Source organism: Streptomyces sp. NPDC103540 (genome assembly GCF_055584445.1).
The window spans coordinates 307,200-330,733 of the sequence record NZ_JBVJMA010000001.1 but is presented as its reverse complement, the minus strand read 5'-3'; the positions used below and the strand labels follow the sequence as shown (position 1 = coordinate 330,733).

Genomic DNA, 23,534 nt, shown 5'->3' with positions numbered 1-23,534 from the left:
TTACGCCTGACACGGGGCCGGCGTAGTCGTCCTGGAGGAGGAGCGCATCCGCACTCGATCGGTGCGGTAATAGAGACAGGGCCCGTACTGTGGGTCTTGTTGGTGACCTGGAGCGAAGTCCGTCAGAAGGGGGCGCGCGAAGCCCATGAGCGGTGTCATGAAGCGTATGGGGATGATCTTCCGCGCGAAGGCGAACAAGGCCCTGGACCGGGCCGAGGACCCGCGCGAGACCCTCGACTACTCCTACCAGAAGCAGCTGGAGCTGCTCCAGAAGGTCCGCCGGGGCGTCGCCGACGTGGCGACCTCCCGCAAGCGCCTCGAACTCCAGCTCAACCAGCTCCAGGGGCAGTCCTCCAAGCTGGAGGACCAGGGCCGCAAGGCGCTCGCCCTGGGGCGCGAGGACCTCGCCCGCGAGGCCCTCTCCCGTCGCGCCGCGCTCCAGCAGCAGGTCAGCGACCTGGAGGTGCAGCACCAGACCCTCCAGGGCGAGGAGGAGAAGCTGACGCTCGCCGCCCAGCGCCTCCAGGCCAAGGTGGACGCCTTCCGCACGAAGAAGGAGACCATCAAGGCCACCTACACGGCCGCGCAGGCGCAGACCCGCATCGCCGAGTCCTTCTCCGGCATCTCGGAGGAGATGAGCGACGTCGGCCTGGCCATCCAGCGGGCCGAGGACAAGACGGCCCAGCTCCAGGCGCGCGCCGGCGCGATCGACGAGCTGCTCGCCTCGGGCGCCCTGGACGACCAGAGCGGCCTCGGCTCCAAGGACGACATCCAGGCCGAGCTCGACCGGCTCTCCGGCGGCACTGACGTGGAGCTGGAGCTCCAGCGCATGAAGGCCGAGCTGGCGGGCGGTCCGTCCGCGCAGCAGCAGGCCATCGAGGGCGGCGCCCCGGGCGACGCCCGGCCGCAGTCCGAGAACCGGCACCGGTTCGACAAGCAGTAGGACGGGGTCCGTCATGATTGTCCGCATCATGGGGGAGGGGCAGGTGGAGCTGGCCGACGGCCACCTCGCCGAGCTCAACAGGCTGGACGACGAACTCCTCGCGGAGATGGAGAGCGGCGACGAGGCGGGCTTCCGGCGCACGCTGGGCGCGCTCCTCGGCGCCGTGCGGAGCCTGGGCACGCCGCTCCCGGACGAGGCGCTGGAGCCGTCGGAGCTGATCCTCCCCGCCCCTGACGCCACGCTGGCCGAGGTCAGGCGGATGCTCCGTGACGACGGCCTGATCCCGGGCTGACACCGACCCGCGCGGGGCCCGCGCCCGGAACACCCGGGAGGCGGGCCCTTCGCCGTTCCCGGCCCTTCGCCGTTCCCGGCCCTTCGCCGTTTCCGGGCCCGGGGCCGTCACGGCCGTCCCGTCACGGCCGTTCGCGCTCGGAGCGGTCCGGTGCGGGCCGGTCCGGTGCGGGCCGGTCCGGTTCGGCGTGCGCGCCGGGCTTCGCGGGGCGGTGGTCCGGGTCCGGGGTCCCGCCGATGAAGTTCTCGAACCGGCGGCGCGGTCGCGCCCAGCGCCGGTCGTGGTGGAAGGCCCGCAGCCCCGCCTTGGCGCGGGCCCGCGGCCGGTTCGCGTAGAACTTCCGCGCGTAGGGCGAATCGGGTCGGGCCAGGCGGACGGCGCCGATCAGCGCGACGAAGGGGATGACCGTCCCGAACACCGCGGTGCGCGGTTTCCCCTTCCACAGGGCGACCAGGGCCAGGAAGAAGTTGGTCGCGGTGTTCATGACCACCAGGCCCCGGCTGTGCCGCTCGTCCACGGTGAGTTCGTTGACGCCGAAGGGCAGGAAGCCGCCCAGGACCAGGGCGACCACGGCGGCCGTCAGCACGACGATCTCCACGCTCTTGCGGCCCTGCTCGCTCCAGTAGACGTCGTCCAGGTGCAGGATCAACGCGAACTCGTCCAGCACCAGCCCGGCGCCCAGCCCGAACAGCACGGCCGACAGCCCCGCCCCGAAGCTGTGCCGGGAGCTGCCGATCGCCCCGAACCCGCCCACGATCACCAGCACCACGCCCGGCACCACGTGGTGGACGTGCAGCCCGCCCGGCGTGATGTTCTTGAACGGCCCCTTCCCGGCCCGGATGAGCCGCGTGATCACGCGCGTGACCAGGAACGAGGTCACGAAGGCCAGCAACGCCAGCAGCAACGGGAGCTTCCCCGGCTCGATGATGTTGCGATACCACCAGTGACCCACGACACCAGCTCCCGATTTGACATCTAATGCGTAATTTAACGCCCACCGTAAGCGGGTAGCGTTCGCGCCGATGACAGATTCGATCGACGATCCGGAGCCGGCGCCCCCCGGCGAGCGGGCCTCCCTCCCCGACGGGATCCGCTTCGCCTTCGGCACGCTCACCGTGCTGCCCGCCCGGATCACCCGCTGGGACCGCCCCGCCGCCCGCACCGGCATGGCCTGCGCCCCCCTCGCCGGCCTCGTCCTCGGCCTGCTCGCCGCCCTGGCCGGCACGCTGCTGCTCGCCCTCGGCGGCGGCGCCCTGCTCGCGGCCTCGCTCACCGTCGCCGTCCCGGCCGCCCTCACCCGCGCCCTGCACCTCGACGGCCTGGCCGACACCGCCGACGGGCTGGGCAGCGCCAAGCCCGCCGAGTCCGCCCTGCGGATCATGAAGCAGTCCGACATCGGCCCCTTCGGCGTCGTCACCCTGGTCCTCGCCCTGCTCGTCCAGGTCGCCGCCCTCGCGCACGCCTACGCCGACGACTGGACCCGCGGCGCCCTCGCCGTCGTCACCGCCGCCGTCGTCGGCCGCCTCGCCATGACCCTGGCCTCCCGCGACGGCGTGCCCGCCGCCCGGCCCGAGGGACTGGGCGCGGCCGTCGCCGGCGTCGTGCCCCGCCGCACGGCCGCCGCCGTCACCGCCCTGGTCGTCGTCCTGGCCGGCCTCGCCGGCCTCCCGGCCGGACCGCTCGCCGCCGTCCGCCAGGTCGCCGCCGTCCTGCTCGCCCTGCTCGTCGCCGAACTGCTGCTGCGCCGCTGCGTCCGCCGCTTCGACGGAGTCACCGGCGACGTCTTCGGCGCGCTCTGCGAGAGCGCCGTCACCACCGCCCTCGTGGTCCTCGCCCTGGGCTGAGGCCCGGCGCCGGCCACGTACCCTCGGGGGGTGGACGACACCGTGGACCAGACGCACGACGGGAACCCCATCCGGGTGCTCCTCGCCGACGACCAGGCCCTGCTGCGCAGCGCGTTCAAGGTGCTGGTCGACTCGGAACCCGACATGGAGGTCGTCGGCGAGGCCTCCGACGGGGCCGAGGCCTACGCCCTGGCCCGCGACCGGCGGGCCGACGTGGTCCTCATGGACATCCGGATGCCCGGCACCGACGGACTCGCCGCCACCCGCATGATCACCGCCGACCCGGCGCTGTGCGCCGTCCGCGTCGTCATGCTGACGACCTTCGAGGTCGACGAGTACGTGGTCCAGGCCCTGCGCGCCGGCGCCTCCGGCTTCCTCGGCAAGGGCGCCGAGCCCGACGAACTGCTCAACGCCATCCGCGTCGCCGCCGCCGGCGAGGCCCTCCTGTCCCCGGCCGCGACCAAGGGGCTCATCGCCAGCTTCCTCGCCCAGGGCGGCCCCGCCGAAGCCCCCGCCGGCGGGTCCGCGCACGCCGAACGCCTCGCCACGCTGACCGGACGCGAGCGCGAGGTCCTCGTCCACGTCGCCGCCGGACTCTCCAACGACGGCATCGCCACCCGCCTGGAGGTCAGCCCCCTGACCGTCAAGACGCACGTCAACCGCGCCATGGCCAAGCTCGGCGCCCGCGACCGGGCGCAACTGGTGGTCGTCGCGTACGAGTCGGGACTGGTCCGGCCCCGCTCCGAGTGAACCGCCGCCCCGCCGACCGGCGGGGCGCAGTACGGCGGAGTACTGCGGACGCGGTATGCCGCACATAAGGACACTCCCCGGGAACGACGCAGGGGCGTCATCGCGTGCGCGAGGCTGAGGAGCCTCGCGCGTGCCCGACGGCACCACCTCGTGTCCGCCCCTGCAGAGAGATCCCACCCATGTCCTGGCTGTCCCGCTTCAGCCTCGCCCAAAGAGCGCTGGTCGGCCTCGTGTCGATCGTGGCGCTCCTCTTCGGCGCCATAGCCATTCCCCAGCTCAAGCAACAGCTGCTGCCGTCCATCGAACTGCCGATGGTCTCCGTGCTCGCGCCCTACCAGGGCGCCTCGCCCGACGTGGTGGAGAAGCAGGTCGTCGAGCCGATCGAGGCCACCCTCAAGGGCGTCGACGGCATCACGGGCATCACCTCGACCGCCAGTGAGGGCAACGCCCTCATCCGGGCCACCTTCGACTACGGCGACAGCGGCACCAAGCAGCTCGTCGCCGACGTCCAGCAGGCCGTCAACCGGGCCCGCGTCAGGCTGCCCGCCGAGGTCGACCCGCAGGTCGTGGCCGGCTCCACCGACGACATCCCCACCGTCGTCCTGGCCGTCACCTCCGACAAGGACCAGCAGGCCCTCGCCGACCAGCTGAACCGCTCCGTGGTCCCCGTCCTGGAGGACGTCGACGGCGTCGGCCAGGTCAGCGTGGACGGCGTGCGCGACATCCAGGTCACGATCACTCCCGACGACGCGAAGCTCGCCGCCGCCGGACTCGACGCCGCGAAGCTCTCCGAGGGCCTCAAGGCGGGCGGCGCGGCCGTCCCCGCCGGCTCCTTCGACGAGGAGGGCAAGAACCGCACCGTCCGCGTCGGTTCCGGCTACGGATCCCTCGCGCAGCTGGAGGACCTGCGCCTGACCGCCGGCCCCGGCAAGGGCGCCGTCCGCCTCGGCGACGTGGCCACCGTCAGGCAGGAACCGGCCAAGGCCGACTCCCTCACCCGCACCAACGGCAAGCCCAGCCTCGCCCTCGTCCTGACCATGGACAAGGACGGCAGCGCCGTCGCGATCTCCGACGCCGTCAAGGACAAGCTCCCCGAGCTGCGCTCCACCCTCGGTTCCGGCGCCGAGCTGACCGTCGTCAGCGACCAGGGTCCCGCCGTCGCCCGCTCCATCTCGGGCCTCACCACCGAGGGCCTCCTCGGCCTGGTCTTCGCGGTCATCGTGATCCTGGTGTTCCTGACCTCGATCCGTTCGACCCTGGTCACCGCGGTCTCCATCCCGCTGTCCGTGGTCCTCGCCCTGATCGTGCTGTGGACCCGGGACCTGTCCCTCAACATGCTGACGCTGGGCGCGCTCACCATCGCCATCGGCCGCGTCGTCGACGACTCGATCGTGGTCCTGGAGAACATCAAGCGCCACCTCGGCTACGGCGAGGAGCGCGAGGCCGCGATCGTCACCGCGGTCAAGGAGGTCGCCGGCGCGGTCACCTCCTCCACCCTGACGACCGTCGCCGTCTTCCTGCCGATCGGCCTGGTCGGCGGCATGATCGGCGAACTGTTCGGTTCCTTCTCGCTCACCGTCACCGCCGCACTGCTGGCCTCGCTGCTGGTCTCCCTCACCGTGGTGCCGGTGCTGTCGTTCTGGTTCCTGCGCGCCCCCAAGGGCACCTCCGAGGACCCGGAGCGGGCCCGCCGCGAGGCCGAGGAGAAGGAGGCGCGCAGCCGCCTCCAGAAGCTCTACGTACGGGTCCTGGGCTTCGCCACCCGCCGCCGGCTCACCAGCGTGGCCATCGCGATCGTGGTGCTGGTCGTCACCTTCGGGATGACCCCGCTGCTGAAGACCAACTTCTTCGACCAGGGCGACCAGGACGTCCTGACGGTCAAGCAGCAGCTGCCCGTCGGCACCTCCCTGGCCGCCTCCGACGAGGCCGCCCGCAAGGTGGAGAAGGCCCTCGACTCCGTCGACGGGGTCAAGGACCACCAGGTCACCGTCGGCTCCTCCGGCTTCCTCGCGGCCTTCGGCGGCGGTACGGGCACCAACCAGGCCTCCTTCCAGGTCACCCTGGAGGACGCCGGCGAGTCCGACGCCGTCAAGCGGCGCATCCAGGACGCCCTGGCCGGCCTCGACGGCATCGGCGACACCTCCCTCTCGGCGGGCGGCGGCTTCGGCGGCCAGAACCTGAGCGTGATCGTCAAGGCCGGGGACGCCGGCGTGCTCGCCCGGGCCGCCGAGCAGGTCCGCGCCGAGGTCGCCACCCTCGACGACGTCACCGACGTCCAGAGCGATCTGGCCCAGTCCGTGCCCCGCATCTCCGTCACCGCCACCCCCAAGGCCGCCGAGGCGGGCCTGAACCAGATGGCGCTCGGCGCGGTCGTCGCCCAGGCCGTACGCGGCAACCCGGTGGGCAAGGCCGTACTCGAGAACACCGAGCGGGACATCGTCGTACGCTCTGCCCACCCGGCCTCCACCCTCGCCGAACTCCAGGCCCTGCCCGTCGGCCCCGTCCGGCTCGGTGACATCGCCGAGGTCAAGGTGGTCCCCGGCCCCGTCGCCATGACCCGGATCGACGGCGCCCGCGCCGCCACCATCACGGCCAAGCCGGTCGGCGAGAACACCGGTGCCATCAGCTCCGCGCTCCAGACCAGGCTCAAGGCGCTGGACCTGCCCGAGGGCGCCACCGCCTCCATCGGCGGGGTCTCCGAAGACCAGGACGAGGCCTTCGGCTCGCTGGGCCTGGCCATGCTCGCGGCCATCGCGATCGTGTTCATGCTGCTGGTCGCGACGTTCCGCTCGCTGATCCAGCCGCTGATCCTGCTGGTCTCCATCCCCTTCGCCGCCACCGGCGCGCTGGGCCTGCTCATCGTCACCGGCACCCCGCTGGGCGTCCCGGCGATGATCGGCATGCTGATGCTCATCGGCATCGTCGTGACCAACGCGATCGTCCTGATCGACCTCGTCAACCAGTACCGCGCCCAGGGCCTGGGCGTGATCGAGGCGGTCGTCGAGGGCGGCCGGCACCGGCTCCGCCCGATCCTGATGACGGCCCTGGCGACGATCTTCGCCCTGCTGCCGATGGCCCTCGGCGTCACCGGCGAGGGCGGGTTCATCTCGCAGCCGCTCGCCGTCGTGGTCATCGGCGGCCTGGTCAGCTCCACCCTGCTGACGCTGCTCCTGGTGCCGACCCTCTACACGATGGTCGAACTGCGCAAGGAACGCCGCCGCGCGAAGAAGACGGCCCGCCTCTCGGTGGTCCCGTCGCCCACGGCCGACGAGGAGACCCCGGCCAAGGTCTGATCCGAGCCCCAGGGGCCCCGACCACCGCACGAAGCGGCGCTCGGGGCCCTGCTCGTACCCGTGGTGGCAGCCGCCCTGGCTCCGGCCCGGGATGTCGGTCCGGAAGGTGTCCCGGCCCTCGCCGACGACGACCACCGGAACGCCCTTCGCACGCGGCGCCGAGGAACGCCGAAGGGCGCCCGGCCTGTGCCGGGCGCCCTTCGGGTCGTGTGCGGGTTCCGCTACGGGAGCGAGAGCATCCGCTCCAGCGCGAGCTTCGCGAAGCTCTCGGTCTCCTTGTCGACCTGGATGCGGTTGACGAGGTTGCCCTCGGCCAGGGACTCCAGGGTCCACACCAGGTGCGGCAGGTCGATGCGGTTCATCGTCGAGCAGAAGCAGACCGTCTTGTCGAGGAAGACGACCTCCTTGTCCTCCGCCGCGAAACGATTCGCCAGTCGGCGGACCAGGTTCAGCTCCGTGCCGATGGCCCACTTCGAGCCGGCCGGGGCCGCCTCCAGGGCCTTGATGATGTACTCCGTCGAGCCGACGTAGTCGGCGGCGGCCACGACCTCGTGCTTGCACTCCGGGTGGACGAGGACGTTCACGCCCGGGATGCGCTCGCGCACGTCGTTGACCGAGTCGACCGAGAACCGGCCGTGCACCGAGCAGTGCCCGCGCCACAGGATCATCTTGGCGCCGCGCAGCTGCTCGACGGTCAGGCCGCCGTTCGGCTTGTGCGGGTTGTAGACCACGCAGTCGTCCAGGGACATGCCCATGTCGCGGACGGCGGTGTTGCGGCCCAGGTGCTGGTCCGGCAGGAAGAGCACCTTCTCGCCCTGCTCGAAGGCCCAGTCCAGGGCCTTCTTCGCGTTGGACGAGGTGCAGATCGTGCCGCCGTGCTTGCCGGTGAAGGCCTTGATGTCGGCGGAGGAGTTCATGTACGAGACGGGCACCGTGACGTCGGCGATGCCGGCGTCCGTCAGCGCGTCCCAGCACTCCGCGACCTGCTCGGCGGTGGCCATGTCGGCCATCGAGCAGCCGGCGGCCAGGTCGGGCAGGACGACCTTCTGGTCGTCGGACGTGAGGATGTCCGCGGACTCGGCCATGAAGTGCACGCCGCAGAAGACGATGTACTCGGCCTCCGGCTTGGCGGCCGCGTCCTTGGCCAGCTTGAAGGAGTCACCGGTGACGTCGGCGAACTCGATGACCTCGTCACGCTGGTAGTGGTGTCCGAGGATGAACACCTTGTCCCCGAGCTTCTCCTTGGCCGCGCGGGCGCGGGCCACCAGGTTCGGGTCGGACGGCGAGGGCAGGTCGCCGGGGCACTCCACCCCGCGCTCGCTCTTGGGGTCGGCCTCACGGCCGAGCAGCAGCAGGGCAAGGGGCGTCGGCTGGACGTCCAAAGGCTGGGCGGTGGTCACGACACGCACCCTTTCTGTTCCGCGACAAGGGAAATCCCGAAGCCTTCGCTTCGACTTCACTCACGACTTCTCGTCTATATGACGCTATCTATCATAACCGGTTCACGTCACTTTGACGATGGCCGCTCGTGTCGATGTGACGCATTCGCCCGTCCCGAAGGGCTCCCTCCACCGTCCCTCGTCGAGGGGTCCACCGCTCCGCGTGGGTGTGCGAGCATGAATGTCTGAAACAAGGAGCCGGATCCGGAATGAATCCGTGGACCGGCTGGTTGCCACCGACGGCAAGAGTCCGACGTTTCCCCAGCCTCCGGCGGGGAGCCGCCCACTTCGGGAGTGAATGCAGATGTCCGTACAGGACGACAAGACCACTGTGAGCGACGGCATCCTCCTGTCCGACGCCGCCGCCGAGAAGGTCAGGACCCTGCTGGAGCAGGAGGGCCGCGATGACCTCGCGCTGCGCGTCGCCGTCCAGCCCGGCGGTTGCTCCGGCCTGCGCTACCAGCTCTTCTTCGACGAGCGCTCCCTCGACGGCGACGTCGTCAAGGACTTCGACGGCGTGAAGGTCGTCACGGACCGGATGAGCTCCCCGTACCTGCACGGCGCCTCGATCGACTTCGTCGACACCATCGAGAAGCAGGGCTTCACCATCGACAACCCGAACGCCACCGGCTCCTGCGCCTGCGGCGACTCGTTCAGCTAGGCAGCGGCGGGTCCGGCCCTCGCGGCCGGACCCCTGCGACGAAGGCCTCGGTGCCGGTCGATTCCGACCGGCACCGAGGCCTTCGTCCGTTCAGCCGCCCTTGTTCACCCGCTCCCGCTCACCGGCGGGTCAGCGGCTTGCCCGTCGTCGCGTCGACCACCTCGCGGTCGCCGAGCGGCTGCTTCAGGTCCGCCGTCAGGGACATCTCCTGCGCGATCAGGATGCAGGCCTGACCGGGGTTGGTGGGCGTGTCCGTGATCTTCACCATCACCGAGGCGGCCTCCTCCCGCACCTCCAGGGCGTAGGTGCTGCACGCCCCGCCCCAGAAGTCGACGGTCAGCTTCCGGTCGGATGCGGCGTACGAGAACCCGGGCACCGTCCGCCCCGCCGGCGGGACCGGGGCGGTCTTGGCGCCCTCGTCGGCGCCGGCCGCCTGGACCACCGTGCGGCCCGGGGCCCCCGCCTTGCCCGCCACCTCGAACAGCCAGGCCGGTACGAGCCCCCGGCCGCCGTCGACCGTTCCCGGCGCCAGCCCCAGCACGGCGCTCCGGACCGTCTCGGTCCGCGGCGGCTTCATCGGGCGCGGCTCCGGGTTGCAGGGCAGCGTGTCCGTGGCCCCCGTCGGGGTGTCCGGGGTCAGCGGGACGGACGTGGCGCAGCCGCTGGGGCCCGGGCCCGTACCGTCACCACCCTTGCCGGCCTCGTTGAGCCGGGCCAGCGCCTCGACGGCCCCGACCACCGCCCGCTCGGCCGCCCGGACCGGGGCCTTCAGCTCACCGCCGCCCGTCACGACCTGACCGTCGGCGCCCACGCTCACCTTGCTCGACCATCCCTGGGTCGGCAGCCCGCCCACCACCGGGTCGGCGCTCACCACCCGGACCGCGCCCTGGGTGAGGTGGGCGTCCACCTTGGCGTCGGCCTGGCCGGCGGCGGCCAGCACCGGCGCGGCGGCCGCCTTGGCCGCCTGCTCGGACACCGGCCCGCCGGCCGCGCCGTCGGCGGCCTGCGGGAGGGTGGCCGGGCCGCAGGTGTCCTTGCCCCGAACGCAGTCGTCGCCGGCGCCGGCGGCCTGGAAACGGGTGAAGCTCCAGGTGCCGGGCGCCTTGCGGGTCACGGTGAGCCGGGGGCCGGAGCCGTCGGCGACCTCGCCCGCCGTCCAGGTGTCGCCGCTCAGCCGGGGGATGCCCGCGATGCCGAGGGACTTCGCGAGCCGGGCCACCTCGTCGGAGGTGACCTCCCCGGACGCGGCGAAGGAGGGCGCGGTGCCCGGTCCCTCGGGCAGCTTCGCCTCGGCCCGGTAGACCACCGGACCGCCGGAGGGGTCCGGCTCGCCGGGCGCGATGCCGGGGCCGGAGGGGGTGCCCGCCGCGCGGGGCGCCGAGGCCGCGCTGTCACCCGTACGGCCGCCGCCGGTCGAGGCGTCGCCGTGGGCCGTCGTCGCCCAGTAGGCCGTACCGCCGCCGGCCAGGAGGACGGCGGCCGCGACCGAGCCGATGGCCCAGGACGGCCGCCGTCGTGTGGGGCGTGCTGTGTCGGGTTGTTCGCTGGTCACCGATTCGCTCCTTCGCGTGTCCCGCCGTACGTGATGCGGGTGTGACGCGGCGGACGCCGAACCGGTTCCCCGGGTCCGGTCGGGTCAGTCGCCGTACGCCGCGGTGGACGCGATCAGACGCGCGGAGGCCGGCGGCACGCGCACGCCGTGGATCCGGGAGGGGTCGACCCGGGCCGGTCGGGGCTCGTGCGGGACCGGCCAGTGTGGTGCCATCCGTGCGCAGTCGCCCAGCAGTCGCGCGAAGCCGGGACGGGCGTCGGCGGTGTACTCGGCGTACCCGAAGCCATCGGTATAGGTCATGGGGGCACGTTAGGCACGCCATCGCGAGCGAAGGAAGTCCTACTACGGGGTAGTTTCGTACGGTCGGCCGGGGGTCCGTGACCGGGTAGCTTTGACTGTCCCCTCGCCGTCCTCCGCAGGAGCATCCACGCCGTGCGCATCGCAGTCACCGGCTCCATCGCCACCGACCACCTCATGACCTTCCCGGGCCGCTTCGCCGACCAGTTCGTCGCCGATCAGCTCCACACGGTCTCCCTCTCCTTCCTCGTCGACAACCTCGACGTGCGGCGGGGCGGGGTCGGCCCGAACATCTGCTTCGGCATGGGGCAGCTCGGCAGCCGCCCGATCCTCGTCGGCGCCGCCGGCTCGGACTTCGACGAGTACCGCGCCTGGCTCGACCGGCACGGCGTCGACACCGAATCCGTGCGGATCTCCGAGGTCCTGCACACCGCGCGCTTCGTCTGCACGACGGACGCCGACCACAACCAGATCGGCTCCTTCTACACGGGCGCGATGAGCGAGGCCCGACAGATCGAGCTGAAGGCCGTCGCCGACCGCGTGGGCGGGCTGGACCTCGTCCTCATCGGCGCCGACGACCCCGAGGCGATGCTCCGCCACACGGAGGAGTGCCGTACGCGCGGCATCCCCTTCGCCGCGGACTTCTCGCAGCAGATCGCGCGCATGGACGGCGAGAACATCCGCACCCTGATGGAGGGCGCGACCTACCTCTTCTCGAACGAGTACGAGAAGGGGCTCATCGAGTCGAAGTCCGGCTGGACCGACGAGGAGATCCTCGCGAAGGTCGGCACCCGGGTCACCACCCTGGGATCGCAGGGCGTGCGCATCGAGCGCGTCGGGCACGAGCCCATCCTGGTCGGATGCCCCGAGGAGACCGCGAAGGTCGACCCGACCGGCGTCGGCGACGCGTTCCGCGCGGGCTTCCTGACCGGCCTCGGCTGGGGCGTCGGCCTGGAGCGGGCCGCGCAGGTGGGCTGCATGCTGGCGACGCTCGTGATCGAGACCCTGGGCACGCAGGAGTACACCCTGGCGCGCGCCCACTTCATGGAGCGCTTCACGAAGGCCTACGGGGACGACGCCGCCGCCGAGGTGCGGGCGCACCTGACGGTCTGATCCGACCCCTCCCTCGACGCGTCGCCCGCGCCGCTCGGCCCCCGGCCGCGGCGCGGGCGTCCGGCGTTCGGGGGCCGGCGCCGGCGTCGGCGGCGGGGGAGGACACCGGCCGCCGCGGCGGCCGGCCGGGGCGTCAGACCAGGCGGCGGACCGTGTACGCCGCTCCGACGGGGGCCTCGGCCTCGCCGAGGTACGCCTGGCCGCGGATCGCGCACCACGCCGGGATGTCCAGCCGCGCGACCTCGTCGTCCGACAGGACGGTCACGGTGCCCCCGACCGGCACCCGCCCGATCGCCCGGGCCAGCTCGATCACCGGCTGCGGGCAGCGCAACCCGAGGGCGTCCAGCTCCAGGGACTGCGCCACCGGCGCGACCGTCACCGGCTCCCCGACCCCCAGCTTCTCCCGGACGCCGGCCACCGCGCCCGGCAACACCTCCAGGAAGCCGTTGACCTCGTCGGCGGAGGTCCCGACCGGCAGGGACACTCGTACGTTCCCCTCCGACAGCACCCCCATCGCCCGCAGCACGTGACTGGGGGTCAGCGTCGAGCTGGTGCAGGAGGACCCGGAGGAGACGGAGTAGCCCGCCCGGTCCAGCTCGTGCAGCAGGCTCTCGCCGTCGACGTACAGGCAGGAGAAGGTCACCAGGTGCGGCAGTCGCCGGTCCGGGTCGCCGACGACCTCCACGTCCGGCACCAGCCGGGCGACCCGCCGCCGGATCCGGTCCACCAACACCCGCAGCCGCGCCGCCTCCGTGTCGGCCTCCGCCCGCACCGCCCGCAGCGAGGCCGCCGCGGCGACGATCGCCGGCAGGTTGGCGAAACCGGGGGAGCGGCCCGACTCCCTTTCGTCGGCGGGTCCTTGGGGGGAGAAGCGGACCCCCTTGCGGACCGCGAGGAGCCCCACCCCGGGCGGCCCGCCCCACTTGTGCGCACTGCCCGTCAGCACCGACCAGTCGGCCTGCACCCGTCCCCAGGCCAGCGACTGCGCCGCGTCCACCAGAAGGGGGACCCCGGCCCCGGCGCACAGCTCGGCGACCTCCGCGACCGGCTGGACCGTGCCCACCTCGTGGTTGGCCGACTGGAGGCAGGCCAGCGCCGTGCCCTCGCCGAGCGCGGCGGCGTACCCGTCGGGCGAAACCGCGCCGAAGCGGTCCACCGCGACCTGCGTCACCGTCCCGCCGGCCGCCGCGTGCAGCTCCGCCGCGTGGAGTACAGAACTGTGTTCGACCGCGGACACGACCAGTCGGGCGCCGACACGCCGGCGCCCGGCGAGGACCCCCGCCACCCCCGTGTGAACCGCGTGCGTCCCCGAAGGAGTGAACACGAGCTCGTCGGCGCGACAGCCCACCGCCTCGGCCGCCGCCTCCCGGGCCGCGTCCAACAACAGTCGTGCCCGGCGCCCCTCGCGGTAGAGCCTGGCCGGATCCGCCCAGCCCTCGTCCAGTGCGGCCTGCAACGCCTGCCGGGCGACGGGGTGCAGCGGGGCGGCGGACGCGGTGTCGAAGTAGGGCATCGGGCCACGCTAACCCGGGCGTTCGGCGGGTCCGGGTCAGGGTCCGTCAGATGTCCCGCCGAGCCCGCGGTTCAGGGCCGTATGGACCGTCCCCCGTACGGCGGATCCATCCCTTCGGGGGCAGTAGCGGCGCGTTGGGCACCCTCCCCGCGCGACCCCAAATAGCGTCCAGTAGGGTTTGGTCCGCATAAACATCCAAACCCCTGCCTGCGTCAGGGCCGGCGACCGACCCGAACACGGCCGCGGCCGGCCGCGCGGGCCGAGACTCTCGGGAAGGCGCTACGTGAGTCCCTACGGCTCCGACCGCTCGCCGCGGCGCCCGATGCGGCGGAAGCTGCTGCAGGCGCTGACTGCGGGCGTGGTCCTGGCGACCGCCACTGGTTGCTCGTACACCTGGAAAGACTTCCCCCGCCTCGGAATGCCCACCCCGGTCACGGAGGAGGCGCCTCGCATCCTCTCCCTGTGGCAGGGATCCTGGGCGGCCGCTCTCATCACGGGCATCCTGGTGTGGGGCCTGATCATGTGGAGCGTCATCTTCCACCGGCGTAGCCGGACGAAGATCGAGGTCCCCGCGCAGACCCGGTACAACATGCCGATCGAGGCGCTGTACACCGTGGTCCCGCTCATCATCGTCTCGGTGCTCTTCTACTTCACCGCGCGTGACGAGTCGAAGCTGCTCTCCCTCTCCGCCAAGCCGGCGCACACGATCAACGTGATCGGCTTCCAGTGGAGCTGGGGCTTCAACTACGTCGAGAACGTCGACGGTGACGCCGCGACGCCGAAGGCGGGCGTGGTTCCGAAGGAACTCGCCACCCTGCCGGACCGCTACACCAAGGCCTTCCCCGCGGGCGCCGAAGGCGTCTACGAGAAGGGCGTCCCCGGCGACCGGAACCCGGACACCAACAACCCGGGGCCGACTCTCTACCTGCCCAAGGGCGAGAAGGTCCGCTTCATCCTGTCGTCGAACGACGTCATCCACTCCTTCTGGGTGGTGCCCTTCCTGTTCAAGCAGGACGTGATCCCCGGCCACACCAATGTCTTCGAGGTCACCCCGACCCAGGAAGGCACCTTCATGGGCAAGTGTGCCGAGCTGTGTGGTGTCGACCACTCCCGCATGCTCTTCAACGTGAAGGTCGTCTCTCCGGCGGAGTACAAGGCGCACCTCAAGGAGCTGGCGGAGAAGGGTCAGACCGGCTTCCTGCCGGCCGGCATCAAGCAGACTGACCCGGCCCGGAATGCGGAGACGAACAAACTGTGAGCATCCTCAACGAATCCCAGGGTGCCGCCGCCGACTCGTACGAGAACGAGCTGCCGGTTAGGCGCAAGCAGCCGGGCAACGTGGTCGTGAAGTGGCTTACCACGACCGACCACAAGACCATCGGCACGATGTACCTGGTCACGTCGTTCGTGTTCTTCATCATCGGCGGCGTCATGGCGCTGTTCATGCGCGCCGAGCTGGCCCGTCCGGGCACGCAGATCATGTCGAACGAGCAGTTCAACCAGGCGTTCACCATGCATGGCACGATCATGCTGCTGATGTTCGCCACCCCGCTCTTCGCGGGCTTCGCCAACTGGATCATGCCGCTGCAGATCGGCGCGCCCGACGTGGCGTTCCCGCGGCTGAACATGTTCGCGTACTGGCTGTACCTCTTCGGCTCGACCATCGCGGTGGCCGGCTTCGTCACCCCCTCGGGTGCCGCCGACTTCGGTTGGTTCGCCTACTCCCCGCTGTCGGACGCCGTCCGCTCGCCGGGCATCGGCGCCGACATGTGGATCATGGGTCTGGCCTTCTCGGGCTTCGGCACGATCCTCGGTTCGGTCAACTTCATCACCACGATCATCTGCATGCGCGCTCCCGGCATGACGATGTTCCGCATGCCGATCTTCACCTGGAACGTCCTGCTGACCGGTGTCCTGGTCCTGCTCGCCTTCCCGGTCCTCGCCGCCGCGCTCTTCGCGCTGGAGGCCGACCGGAAGTTCGGTGCGCACGTCTTCGACGCGGCCAACGGTGGCGCACTCCTGTGGCAGCACCTCTTCTGGTTCTTCGGACACCCAGAGGTGTACATCATCGCGCTGCCGTTCTTCGGCATCATCTCCGAGGTCATCCCGGTCTTCTCGCGCAAGCCGATGTTCGGTTACATCGGTCTGATCGCCGCGACGATCGCGATCGCCGGTCTGTCCGTGACGGTGTGGGCCCACCACATGTACGTCACCGGTGGTGTGCTGCTGCCGTTCTTCTCCTTCATGACCTTCCTGATCGCGGTACCGACCGGTGTGAAGTTCTTCAACTGGATCGGCACCATGTGGAAGGGCTCGTTGTCCTTCGAGACCCCGATGCTCTGGGCCGTCGGCTTCCTGATCACCTTCACCTTCGGTGGTCTGACCGGCGTCATCCTGGCCTCGCCCCCGATGGACTTCCACGTCTCCGACTCGTACTTCGTCGTCGCGCACTTCCACTACGTCATCTTCGGCACCGTGGTCTTCGCGATGTTCTCCGGCTTCCACTTCTGGTGGCCGAAGTTCACGGGCAAGATGCTGGACGAGCGCCTGGGCAAGATCACCTTCTGGACGCTGTTCATCGGCTTCCACGGCACCTTCCTGGTGCAGCACTGGCTCGGTGCCGAGGGCATGCCGCGTCGTTACGCGGACTACCTCGCCGCCGACGGCTTCACCGCGCTGAACACGATCTCCACGATCAGCTCGTTCCTGCTCGGCCTGTCGATGCTTCCGTTCATGTACAACGTCTGGAAGACCGCCAAGTACGGCAAGAAGATCGAGGTCGACGACCCGTGGGGCTACGGCCGTTCGCTGGAGTGGGCGACCTCCTGCCCGCCGCCGCGGCACAACTTCCTCACCCTGCCGCGCATCCGCAGTGAATCGCCGGCGTTCGACCTGCACCACCCGGAGATCGCTGCCCTCGACCACCTCGAGGACCACAGCGCCGGCACCAAGGCCGTCACCGGTGGCAAGGAGGCCGGCAAGTGAAGATCCAGGGCAAGATGTTCCTCTGGCTCGCCGTCTTCATCCTGATCATGACCGTCGTGTACGGCGTGTGGTCGAAGGAGCCGGTCGGCACCACCGCTCTCGCGCTGGCCTTCGGCCTGAGCGCCATGATCGGCTACTACCTGGCCTTCACGGCCAAGCGCGTGGACGAGATGGCCCAGGACAACCTGGAGGCCGACGTCGCCGACGAGGCGGGCGAGCTGGGGTTCTTCGCCCCGCACAGCTGGCAGCCGCTCTCGCTGGCGATCGGTGGCGCGCTCGCGTTCATGGGCGTCGTCTTCGGCTGGTGGCTCATGTACTTCTCGGCCCCGATCATCCTGATCGGCCTGTGGGGCTGGGTGTACGAGTACTACCGCGGTGAGAACCAGAACCAGTAACGAGCACTACGGCACGGCGACGCCGTGACGCCTTGAGGGGCCCGGACACCTTTTCGGAGGAGTCCGGGCCCCTCGTTTGCAGTCACCCCGCGCGCCGTAAATGTCATATCTTCATAGCGTTGGCTCCATGAAGCACTCACCGCGTCTCTGGACGGTCATCGGCTGTTCCCTGCTGGTCGCGTCCCTCGGTGCCGGCGCCACCGCGTGCGGGTCGGAAGAGGACAACCCGCTGTCCGCCCGCCCGTACGACGCGGCGGACCAGGTCGCCTTCAACCGGACCGCCGGTGGTCGGGCCGTCGATCCCGACAAGCCCCTGGAGGTCACCGTCAAGGCCCCCCGGACCCGGTTGACCGACGTGACCGTCGTGGACACCCACGGGCGGCGCCTGGCGGGTGAACTCTCGGCGAAGGGCGACCGCTGGCACAGCACCGCCCCGATGGCCGCGGGCGTCCACTACACCGTCACCGTGGGCACCGAGGACGAACGCGGCGCCTCGGGGCGCCGCACGCTGGCCTTCGACACCACCCCGGCCAAGAAGGTCCTCCAGGTCGAGTTCGGCCCGGACGAGGGGACGTACGGCGTCGGACAGCCCTTCACCGCCGAACTCAGCGAGCCCGTCAAGGACAAGGCCCAACGGGCCCTCGTCGAACGCGGCCTGGTCGTCGACGCGCCCAGCGGAGTCGAGGGCGCCTGGCACTGGGTCGACGACAAGAACCTGCACTACCGCCCGAAGGACTACTGGCCCGCGCACACCGAGGTCTCCGTACGGAGCAACCTGGAGGGCGTCAAGATCGGCGACGAGCTCCACGGCACCGCGTCCAAGCCGGTGAAGCTGGAGATCGGCGACCGCGTGGAGGTCACCACCGACGCCTCCTCGCACTACCTCACGTTCGAGCGCAACGGAGAAGTGATCAACACCATTCCGGTGACCACCGGGAAGCCGGGCTTCTCCACCCGCAACGGGGTCAAGGTGGTGCTCGGGAAGCAGTACTTCGTCCAGATGCGCGGCGACACCGTCGGCATCGGCGGCAGCGAGTACTACAACTTGCCCGTCTACTACGCCACGCGGGTGACGTGGAGCGGTGAATACGTGCACGCCGCGCCGTGGTCCATCGGCTCCCACGGCTACGAGAACGTCAGCCACGGCTGCACCGGCATGAGCACCGGCAACGCCGCCTGGTTCTACGAGAACATCACCGAGGGCGACATCGTCAAGGTGATCAACAGCATCGGCGACGACATGGACACCTTCGGGAACGGCTACGGCGACTGGAACATGGACTGGAAGGAATGGCGCGAGGGCAGCGCCCTCCTGAAGGGCACCCAGGAAGGCCGCAGCCCCCTCGACCAGGCCCGCCTGCGCCCCACCGTGTAGCCGCGCGCCCGATCCGACGGCCGGGCCGACGCGGCACCGGGCGGGATCGGGCCGGATCAAGACCCCACGGGCGTCCGTACGGGCGCCCGTGGGGCGTTGTGGGGCGCCGTGGGGCGCCGCAGGGCCCGTCGTGGCCCCGGAGAGGCCCTCGGGGGCCCCTCGTGCGCCGCTCAGGCGTCCAGGGACAGCCGGGAGCGCAGGAGGCCCGCCAAGACCTCGGGGAAGTCCACCGGATCCACCGGAAGGGTGACGGCGGCGTCCGCGCGGCTCCAGGTGGCCAACCAGGCGTCCTGCGGGCGCCCCATCAGCAGCAGCACCGGGGGGCACCGGAAGATCTCGTCCTTGATCTGCCGGCACACGCCCATGCCCCCGGCCGGGACCGCCTCGCCGTCCAACACGCACACGTCGACGCCGCCCGCGTCCAGTTCCTTGAGAACCGCCGGAAGCGTGGCGCACTCCAGGAACTCCACCGGCGGCAGGTCCGCCGCCGGCCTGCGCCCGGCCGCCAGCCGCACCTGCTCCCGGGTGCCCGCGTCGTCGCTGTAGACCAGAACCCGCGCAGTCGCCCGCATTTCGTTCCTCCACGTGTCCGTGAATCACGCTGATGATGCGCGGGATGCTACTCCGTCCGACCGGCTGTCAACATCGGTTCGGACAGCCTCCCGATCACTCGTCTGATGGGCCGTTCGGGCCTAGCGCACGCCCCTGACACTCCGAACGGCACCCCCCGGGGTGAGGGCGGGATAAGCGACCGACATAATGTCGGTCGTGGCGACAGCAACGACAGTAGATACCGGGCACGCGCACCCGACGGTCAACCGGCCGAACCTCGTCAGCGTCGGAACCATCATCTGGTTGAGTTCCGAGCTGATGTTCTTCGCGGCCCTCTTCGCGATGTACTTCACCCTGCGATCCGTGACGGGCGCCGAGTACTGGACAGAGCAGGCATCGAGCCTGAACCTGCCCTTCTCGGCGACGAACACCACGATCCTGGTGCTCTCCTCGCTCACCTGCCAGCTCGGCGTATTCGCCGCCGAGCGCGGTGACGTGAAGAAGCTCCGGACGTGGTTCATCATCACGTTCGTCATGGGTGCGATCTTCATTGGCGGCCAGGTGTTCGAGTACACCGAGCTGGTCAAGCACGAGGGCATGTCTCTCTCGTCAGGCCCGTACGGCTCGGTCTTCTACCTGACCACCGGCTTCCACGGTCTGCACGTGACGGGCGGTCTCATCGCCTTCCTGCTGGTCCTCGGCCGGACGTACGCGGCCAAGAGGTTCACCCACGAACAGGCCACGTCGGCCATCGTCGTGTCCTACTACTGGCACTTCGTCGATGTCGTCTGGATCGGCCTCTTCGCCACGATCTACCTGATCAAGTAGCGAACACGTCGCCGGGCCCGCGCCCGGCACTCCATCCAGAAACACCGACGCAGAAGATCCTGACACCGGGGTAATCCGTGAAAAAGCTCTCCGCACGACGACGCCATCCGCTGGCGGCGGTCGTCGTTCTACTCTTCGCGCTGGCGGTCACTGGGGGGCTGTACGCCGCCTTCGCGCCCGCGAGCAAGGCGCAGGCCGATGAAACCGCCCAGTCCCTCGCCATCGAGGAGGGCAAGAAGCTCTACGCCGTGGGTTGCGCAAGCTGCCACGGGACCGGCGGTCAGGGTTCGTCCGACGGCCCCAGCCTGGTCGGCGTCGGCTCCGCGGCCGTCGACTTCCAGGTGAGCACGGGCCGCATGCCGGCCCAGCAGCCCGGCGCGCAGGTGCCGAAGAAGCCGAACATCTACTCCCAGGCCCAGATCGACCAGCTCGCGGCGTACATCGCGTCGCTCGGCGCCGGTCCGATCACGCCCCACGAGAAGCAGTACGACCCGGCTGGTGCCGACATCGCCAACGGTGGTGAGCTCTTCCGCAACAACTGCGCGCAGTGCCACAACTTCACCGGCGAGGGCGGCGCGCTGACGAACGGCAAGTACGCCCCGAACCTCGAGGACGTTTCGCCGAAGCACATCTACGAGGCCATGCTCACCGGCCCGCAGAACATGCCCTCCTTCCCGGACAGCACCATGCCGGAGAAGCAGAAGAAGGACATCATCGCGTACCTCCAGAACGTCAACGGCGAGAAGTCGACGAACCCCGGTGGCCTCAAGCTCGGTGGCCTCGGCCCCGTCTCCGAGGGTCTGTTCGGCTGGATCTTCGGTCTGGGTGCGTTGATCGCTGTCGCCGTCTGGGTCGCGGCCCACACCGCTAAGGCCAAGAAGTCATGAGTAGCCAAGACATTCCCGAAGAGAAGCACCTGCCGAGCGAGCAGGGCGACGCGCACCACGCCGGCGTGGCGGTCGCGGACGACCCGTTCGCCGACCCCGGCCTCCCGGTCCACAAGCCGCGCATCCAGGACATCGACGAGCGGGCCGCCAAGCGGTCCGAGCGCACGGTCGCGATGCTGTTCACGCTGTCGATGCTGGCCACGGTCGGCTTCATCGCGGCGTACGTGGCCCTGCCGGTCGACAAGATCGTCTACATCTTCCCCATCGGGAAGGTGAGCGCCCTGAACTTCGCCCTGGGCCTGACCCTGGGCGTGGCTCTGTTCTGCATCGGCGCGGGCGCGGTCCACTGGGCCCGCACCCTGATGTCCGACGTGGAGGTCGCCGACGACCGTCACGAGATCGCCGCTTCGCCGGAGGTCAAGGCGCAGGTCATGCAGGACTTCGCCGATGGTGCGAACGAGTCCGGCATCGCCCGCCGCCCCCTGATCAAGAACACGATGATCGGCGCGCTGTCCATGCTGCCGCTGTCGGCCCTCGTGATCATGCGCGACCTCGGCCCGCTGCCCGAGGACAAGCTCCGCAAGACCCTGTGGTCCAAGGGCAAGCTGCTCATCAACCAGAACACGATGGAGCCGCTGCGTCCCGAGGACGTCCTGGTCGGTTCGCTGACCTTCGCCATGCCGGAAGGCCTGGAGGAGGACCAGCACGACTTCCAGGTGCAGATCGCCAAGGCCGCCCTGATGATCGTCCGCATCCAGCCGGAGGACATCAAGGACAAGAAGGAACTGGAGTGGTCCCACGACGGCATCGTGGCCTTCTCCAAGATCTGCACCCACGTCGGCTGCCCGATCAGCCTGTACGAGCAGCAGACGCACCACGTGCTCTGCCCGTGCCACCAGTCCACCTTCGACCTCTCCGACGGCGCCCGTGTCATCTTCGGCCCGGCCGGTCACGCCCTTCCGCAGCTGCGGATCGGCGTGAATGACGAAGGCTTCCTCGAGGCGCACGGCGACTTCGACGAGCCCGTCGGTCCTGCATTCTGGGAGCGCGGATGAGCACTGCCACCGAGTCCAAGACGGCGCGCAAAGCGCCGGCCGGCGAGCGCGTAGCGGACTGGGCGGACGGCCGCCTGGGCATCTACACCCTCGCCAAGGCGAACATGCGCAAGATCTTCCCGGACCACTGGTCCTTCATGCTGGGTGAGATCTGCCTCTACGCCTTCATCATCATCATCCTCACGGGTGTGTACCTGACGCTGTTCTTCCACCCGAGCATGAACGAGGTGGAGTACCACGGCTCGTACGTGCCGATGCAGGGCGTCATGATGTCCGAGGCCTTCGCCTCGACCCTGGACATCAGCTTCGACGTCCGCGGTGGTCTGCTCATCCGACAGATCCACCACTGGGCGGCGCTCATCTTCGTCGCGGCCATGGTCGTGCACATGATGCGCGTGTTCTTCACCGGCGCGTTCCGCAAGCCGCGCGAGGTCAACTGGATCTTCGGCTTCCTGCTGCTGGTCCTCGGCATGTTCACCGGTTTCACCGGTTACTCCCTGCCGGACGACCTGCTCTCGGGTACCGGTGTCCGCTTCATGCAGGGCGCCATCCTCTCCGTCCCGATCGTCGGCACCTACCTGTCGATGTTCCTGTTCGGCGGCGAGTTCCCGGGCGGCGACTTCGTCGCACGCTTCTACTCGGTCCACATCCTGCTGCTGCCCGGCATCATGATGGGTCTGCTGGTCGCGCACCTGATCCTGGTCGTGTTCCACAAGCACACCCAGTACGCCGGCCCCGGCAAGACCGAGAAGAACGTCGTTGGCATGCCGCTGCTGCCGGTCTACATGGCCAAGGCCGGAGGCTTCTTCTTCCTGGTCTTCGGTGTCATCGCGGCCATCGCGGCGATCGCCTCGATCAACCCGATCTGGGCGCTCGGCCCGTACCGTCCGGACCACGTGTCCACCGGCGCGCAGCCCGACTGGTACATGGGTATGCCGGAAGGCCTCATCCGAGCCATGCCGGGCTGGGAGATCAACCTGTGGGGCCACACGCTCGTCCTGGGCGTGTTCATCCCGCTGGTGCTCTTCCCGCTGGTCCTGGGCGCCATCGCCGTCTGGCCGTTCATCGAGTCCTGGGTCACCGGGGACAAGCGCGAGCACCACATCCTGGACCGCCCGCGCAACGCCCCGACCCGTACGGCCTTCGGTGTCGCCTGGATCTCGGAGTACATCGTGCTCCTCATCGGCGGCGGCAACGACATGTTCGCCCAGTACTTCCACCTGTCGATCAACTCGATCACCTGGTTCGTCCGGATCGGCTTCTTCGTCGTCCCGGTCCTGGCCTTCATCGCCACCAAGCGGATCTGCCTCGGCCTCCAGCGCCGGGACCACGACAAGGTGCTGCACGGTCGCGAGACCGGCATCATCAAGCGTCTGCCGCACGGTGAGTTCGTCGAGGTCCACGAGCCGCTCTCGCAGGCGAAGCTGCACACGCTCACCTCGCACGACCAGTACGAGCCGCTCGAGATCGGCCCGACGGTCGACGAGAACGGTGTCGAGCGCAAGGTGACGGCCACGGAGAAGCTGCGCGTCAAGCTCAGCAAGGGCATGTTCGCGGAGGGCAACCAGATCCCGAAGCCCACCGTCGAGGAGTACAAGGAGATCCAGAGCGGCCACGGCCACCACTGATCTCCGGCACGACAGCTTGAGGGATTGATTCAGGTCAATCCTGGTGTCGCCACGGCGAGAGCCCCGTCCAGTGTCTGGACGGGGCTCTTCGCCTTCCTCCGGCGCTGGATAGGCTGAGATCGTTCCCATTTC

General features: G+C 70.0%; 21 protein-coding genes. 15 read left to right on the top strand and 6 right to left on the bottom strand.

Annotation, left to right across the window (positions count from 1 at the left end; translation table 11 throughout):
• Positions 1 to 145: 145 nt before the first annotated feature.
• A complete protein-coding gene (locus ACZ6ZI_RS01490; protein ID WP_469514322.1) occupies positions 146 to 943 on the top strand; it encodes a PspA/IM30 family protein in 798 nt (265 codons plus the stop codon).
• Between the two features lie 13 nt (positions 944 to 956).
• The gene (gene pspAA, locus ACZ6ZI_RS01485) at positions 957 to 1,235 is read left to right on the top strand and encodes a PspA-associated protein PspAA (RefSeq protein WP_469514319.1); all 279 of its coding nucleotides are present in this window, start codon (positions 957 to 959) and stop codon (positions 1,233 to 1,235) included.
• Positions 1,236 to 1,356: 121 nt separating this feature from the next.
• Here the strand turns inward: pspAA and ACZ6ZI_RS01480 are convergent, their stop codons facing one another.
• Positions 1,357 to 2,187, bottom strand: a complete 831-nt coding sequence (locus tag ACZ6ZI_RS01480) for a hypothetical protein (RefSeq protein ID WP_469514317.1) — start codon at positions 2,185 to 2,187, stop codon at positions 1,357 to 1,359.
• A 70-nt stretch (positions 2,188 to 2,257) separates the two neighbouring features.
• Here ACZ6ZI_RS01480 and ACZ6ZI_RS01475 point away from each other — a divergent pair, with 70 nt between their 5' ends.
• From ACZ6ZI_RS01475 to ACZ6ZI_RS01465, 3 genes are all read left to right on the top strand, one after another.
• Positions 2,258 to 3,079, top strand: coding sequence for an adenosylcobinamide-GDP ribazoletransferase (locus tag ACZ6ZI_RS01475; RefSeq protein WP_469514314.1), 822 nt, complete (start codon positions 2,258 to 2,260; stop codon positions 3,077 to 3,079).
• Positions 3,080 to 3,109: 30 nt separating this feature from the next.
• Positions 3,110 to 3,829 (top strand): response regulator transcription factor, encoded by a 720-nt coding sequence (locus tag ACZ6ZI_RS01470; protein WP_363056915.1) that lies wholly within the window; start codon positions 3,110 to 3,112, stop codon positions 3,827 to 3,829.
• 179 nt (positions 3,830 to 4,008) lie between these two features.
• Positions 4,009 to 7,122, top strand: a complete 3,114-nt coding sequence (locus ACZ6ZI_RS01465) for an efflux RND transporter permease subunit (RefSeq protein WP_469514311.1) — start codon at positions 4,009 to 4,011, stop codon at positions 7,120 to 7,122.
• Positions 7,123 to 7,343: 221 nt separating this feature from the next.
• Here the strand turns inward: ACZ6ZI_RS01465 and nadA are convergent, their stop codons facing one another.
• Positions 7,344 to 8,531 (bottom strand): quinolinate synthase NadA, encoded by a 1,188-nt coding sequence (nadA, locus tag ACZ6ZI_RS01460; RefSeq protein WP_363056911.1) that lies wholly within the window; start codon positions 8,529 to 8,531, stop codon positions 7,344 to 7,346.
• Positions 8,532 to 8,865: 334 nt separating this feature from the next.
• Here nadA and erpA point away from each other — a divergent pair, with 334 nt between their 5' ends.
• On the top strand, positions 8,866 to 9,222 hold the full coding sequence (erpA, locus tag ACZ6ZI_RS01455; RefSeq protein WP_030010511.1) for an iron-sulfur cluster insertion protein ErpA: 357 nt from the start codon (positions 8,866 to 8,868) through the stop codon (positions 9,220 to 9,222).
• A gap of 118 nt (positions 9,223 to 9,340) precedes the next feature.
• On the opposite strand, the gene ACZ6ZI_RS01450 is transcribed toward erpA, so the two are convergent.
• Together ACZ6ZI_RS01450 and ACZ6ZI_RS01445 are read right to left on the bottom strand one after the other, a co-directional pair.
• Positions 9,341 to 10,774, bottom strand: coding sequence for a hypothetical protein (locus tag ACZ6ZI_RS01450; RefSeq protein WP_469514307.1), 1,434 nt, complete (start codon positions 10,772 to 10,774; stop codon positions 9,341 to 9,343).
• An 84-nt stretch (positions 10,775 to 10,858) separates the two neighbouring features.
• The gene (locus ACZ6ZI_RS01445; protein WP_363056907.1) at positions 10,859 to 11,074 is read right to left on the bottom strand and encodes a hypothetical protein; all 216 of its coding nucleotides are present in this window, start codon (positions 11,072 to 11,074) and stop codon (positions 10,859 to 10,861) included.
• Positions 11,075 to 11,206: 132 nt separating this feature from the next.
• Between ACZ6ZI_RS01445 and ACZ6ZI_RS01440 the strand changes: the two genes are divergently transcribed.
• On the top strand, positions 11,207 to 12,184 hold the full coding sequence (locus tag ACZ6ZI_RS01440; protein ID WP_363056905.1) for a carbohydrate kinase family protein: 978 nt from the start codon (positions 11,207 to 11,209) through the stop codon (positions 12,182 to 12,184).
• Positions 12,185 to 12,317: 133 nt separating this feature from the next.
• Here ACZ6ZI_RS01440 and ACZ6ZI_RS01435 read toward each other — a convergent pair whose 3' ends face one another.
• Positions 12,318 to 13,697: an aminotransferase class V-fold PLP-dependent enzyme gene (locus tag ACZ6ZI_RS01435; protein WP_469514304.1), complete on the bottom strand. Its 1,380-nt coding sequence runs from the start codon at positions 13,695 to 13,697 to the stop codon at positions 12,318 to 12,320.
• Positions 13,698 to 13,980: 283 nt separating this feature from the next.
• Between ACZ6ZI_RS01435 and ctaC the strand changes: the two genes are divergently transcribed.
• The 4 genes from ctaC to ACZ6ZI_RS01415 all read left to right on the top strand — a co-directional run bounded on the left by ctaC (position 13,981) and on the right by ACZ6ZI_RS01415 (position 18,452).
• Positions 13,981 to 14,955, top strand: a complete 975-nt coding sequence (gene ctaC / locus ACZ6ZI_RS01430) for an aa3-type cytochrome oxidase subunit II (protein ID WP_363056901.1) — start codon at positions 13,981 to 13,983, stop codon at positions 14,953 to 14,955.
• Positions 14,952 to 16,682, top strand: coding sequence for an aa3-type cytochrome oxidase subunit I (gene ctaD / locus ACZ6ZI_RS01425; RefSeq protein ID WP_363056899.1), 1,731 nt, complete (start codon positions 14,952 to 14,954; stop codon positions 16,680 to 16,682). The genes ctaC and ctaD overlap by 4 nt, the downstream gene beginning before the upstream one ends.
• Positions 16,679 to 17,077: a cytochrome c oxidase subunit 4 gene (locus ACZ6ZI_RS01420; protein WP_363056897.1), complete on the top strand. Its 399-nt coding sequence runs from the start codon at positions 16,679 to 16,681 to the stop codon at positions 17,075 to 17,077. The genes ctaD and ACZ6ZI_RS01420 overlap by 4 nt, the downstream gene beginning before the upstream one ends.
• 127 nt (positions 17,078 to 17,204) lie before the next feature.
• Positions 17,205 to 18,452, top strand: coding sequence for a L,D-transpeptidase (locus tag ACZ6ZI_RS01415; RefSeq protein ID WP_469514300.1), 1,248 nt, complete (start codon positions 17,205 to 17,207; stop codon positions 18,450 to 18,452).
• Positions 18,453 to 18,622: 170 nt separating this feature from the next.
• Here ACZ6ZI_RS01415 and ACZ6ZI_RS01410 read toward each other — a convergent pair whose 3' ends face one another.
• Entirely contained in the window at positions 18,623 to 19,024 is a 402-nt protein-coding gene (locus ACZ6ZI_RS01410; RefSeq protein WP_363056893.1) for a DNA-binding transcriptional response regulator, read from the bottom strand.
• Between the two features lie 187 nt (positions 19,025 to 19,211).
• Between ACZ6ZI_RS01410 and ctaE the strand changes: the two genes are divergently transcribed.
• The 4 genes from ctaE (at position 19,212) to qcrB (ending at position 23,402) form a co-directional block, all read left to right on the top strand.
• Positions 19,212 to 19,832, top strand: a complete 621-nt coding sequence (gene ctaE, locus ACZ6ZI_RS01405; protein WP_069919977.1) for an aa3-type cytochrome oxidase subunit III — start codon at positions 19,212 to 19,214, stop codon at positions 19,830 to 19,832.
• 77 nt (positions 19,833 to 19,909) lie between these two features.
• Positions 19,910 to 20,719, top strand: a complete 810-nt coding sequence (gene qcrC, locus ACZ6ZI_RS01400; protein ID WP_363056891.1) for a cytochrome bc1 complex diheme cytochrome c subunit — start codon at positions 19,910 to 19,912, stop codon at positions 20,717 to 20,719.
• Entirely contained in the window at positions 20,716 to 21,774 is a 1,059-nt protein-coding gene (gene qcrA, locus ACZ6ZI_RS01395) for a cytochrome bc1 complex Rieske iron-sulfur subunit (RefSeq protein WP_469514297.1), read from the top strand. The genes qcrC and qcrA overlap by 4 nt, the downstream gene beginning before the upstream one ends.
• Positions 21,771 to 23,402, top strand: coding sequence for a cytochrome bc1 complex cytochrome b subunit (gene qcrB / locus ACZ6ZI_RS01390; protein WP_363056887.1), 1,632 nt, complete (start codon positions 21,771 to 21,773; stop codon positions 23,400 to 23,402). The genes qcrA and qcrB overlap by 4 nt, the downstream gene beginning before the upstream one ends.
• Positions 23,403 to 23,534 lie beyond the last annotated feature (132 nt).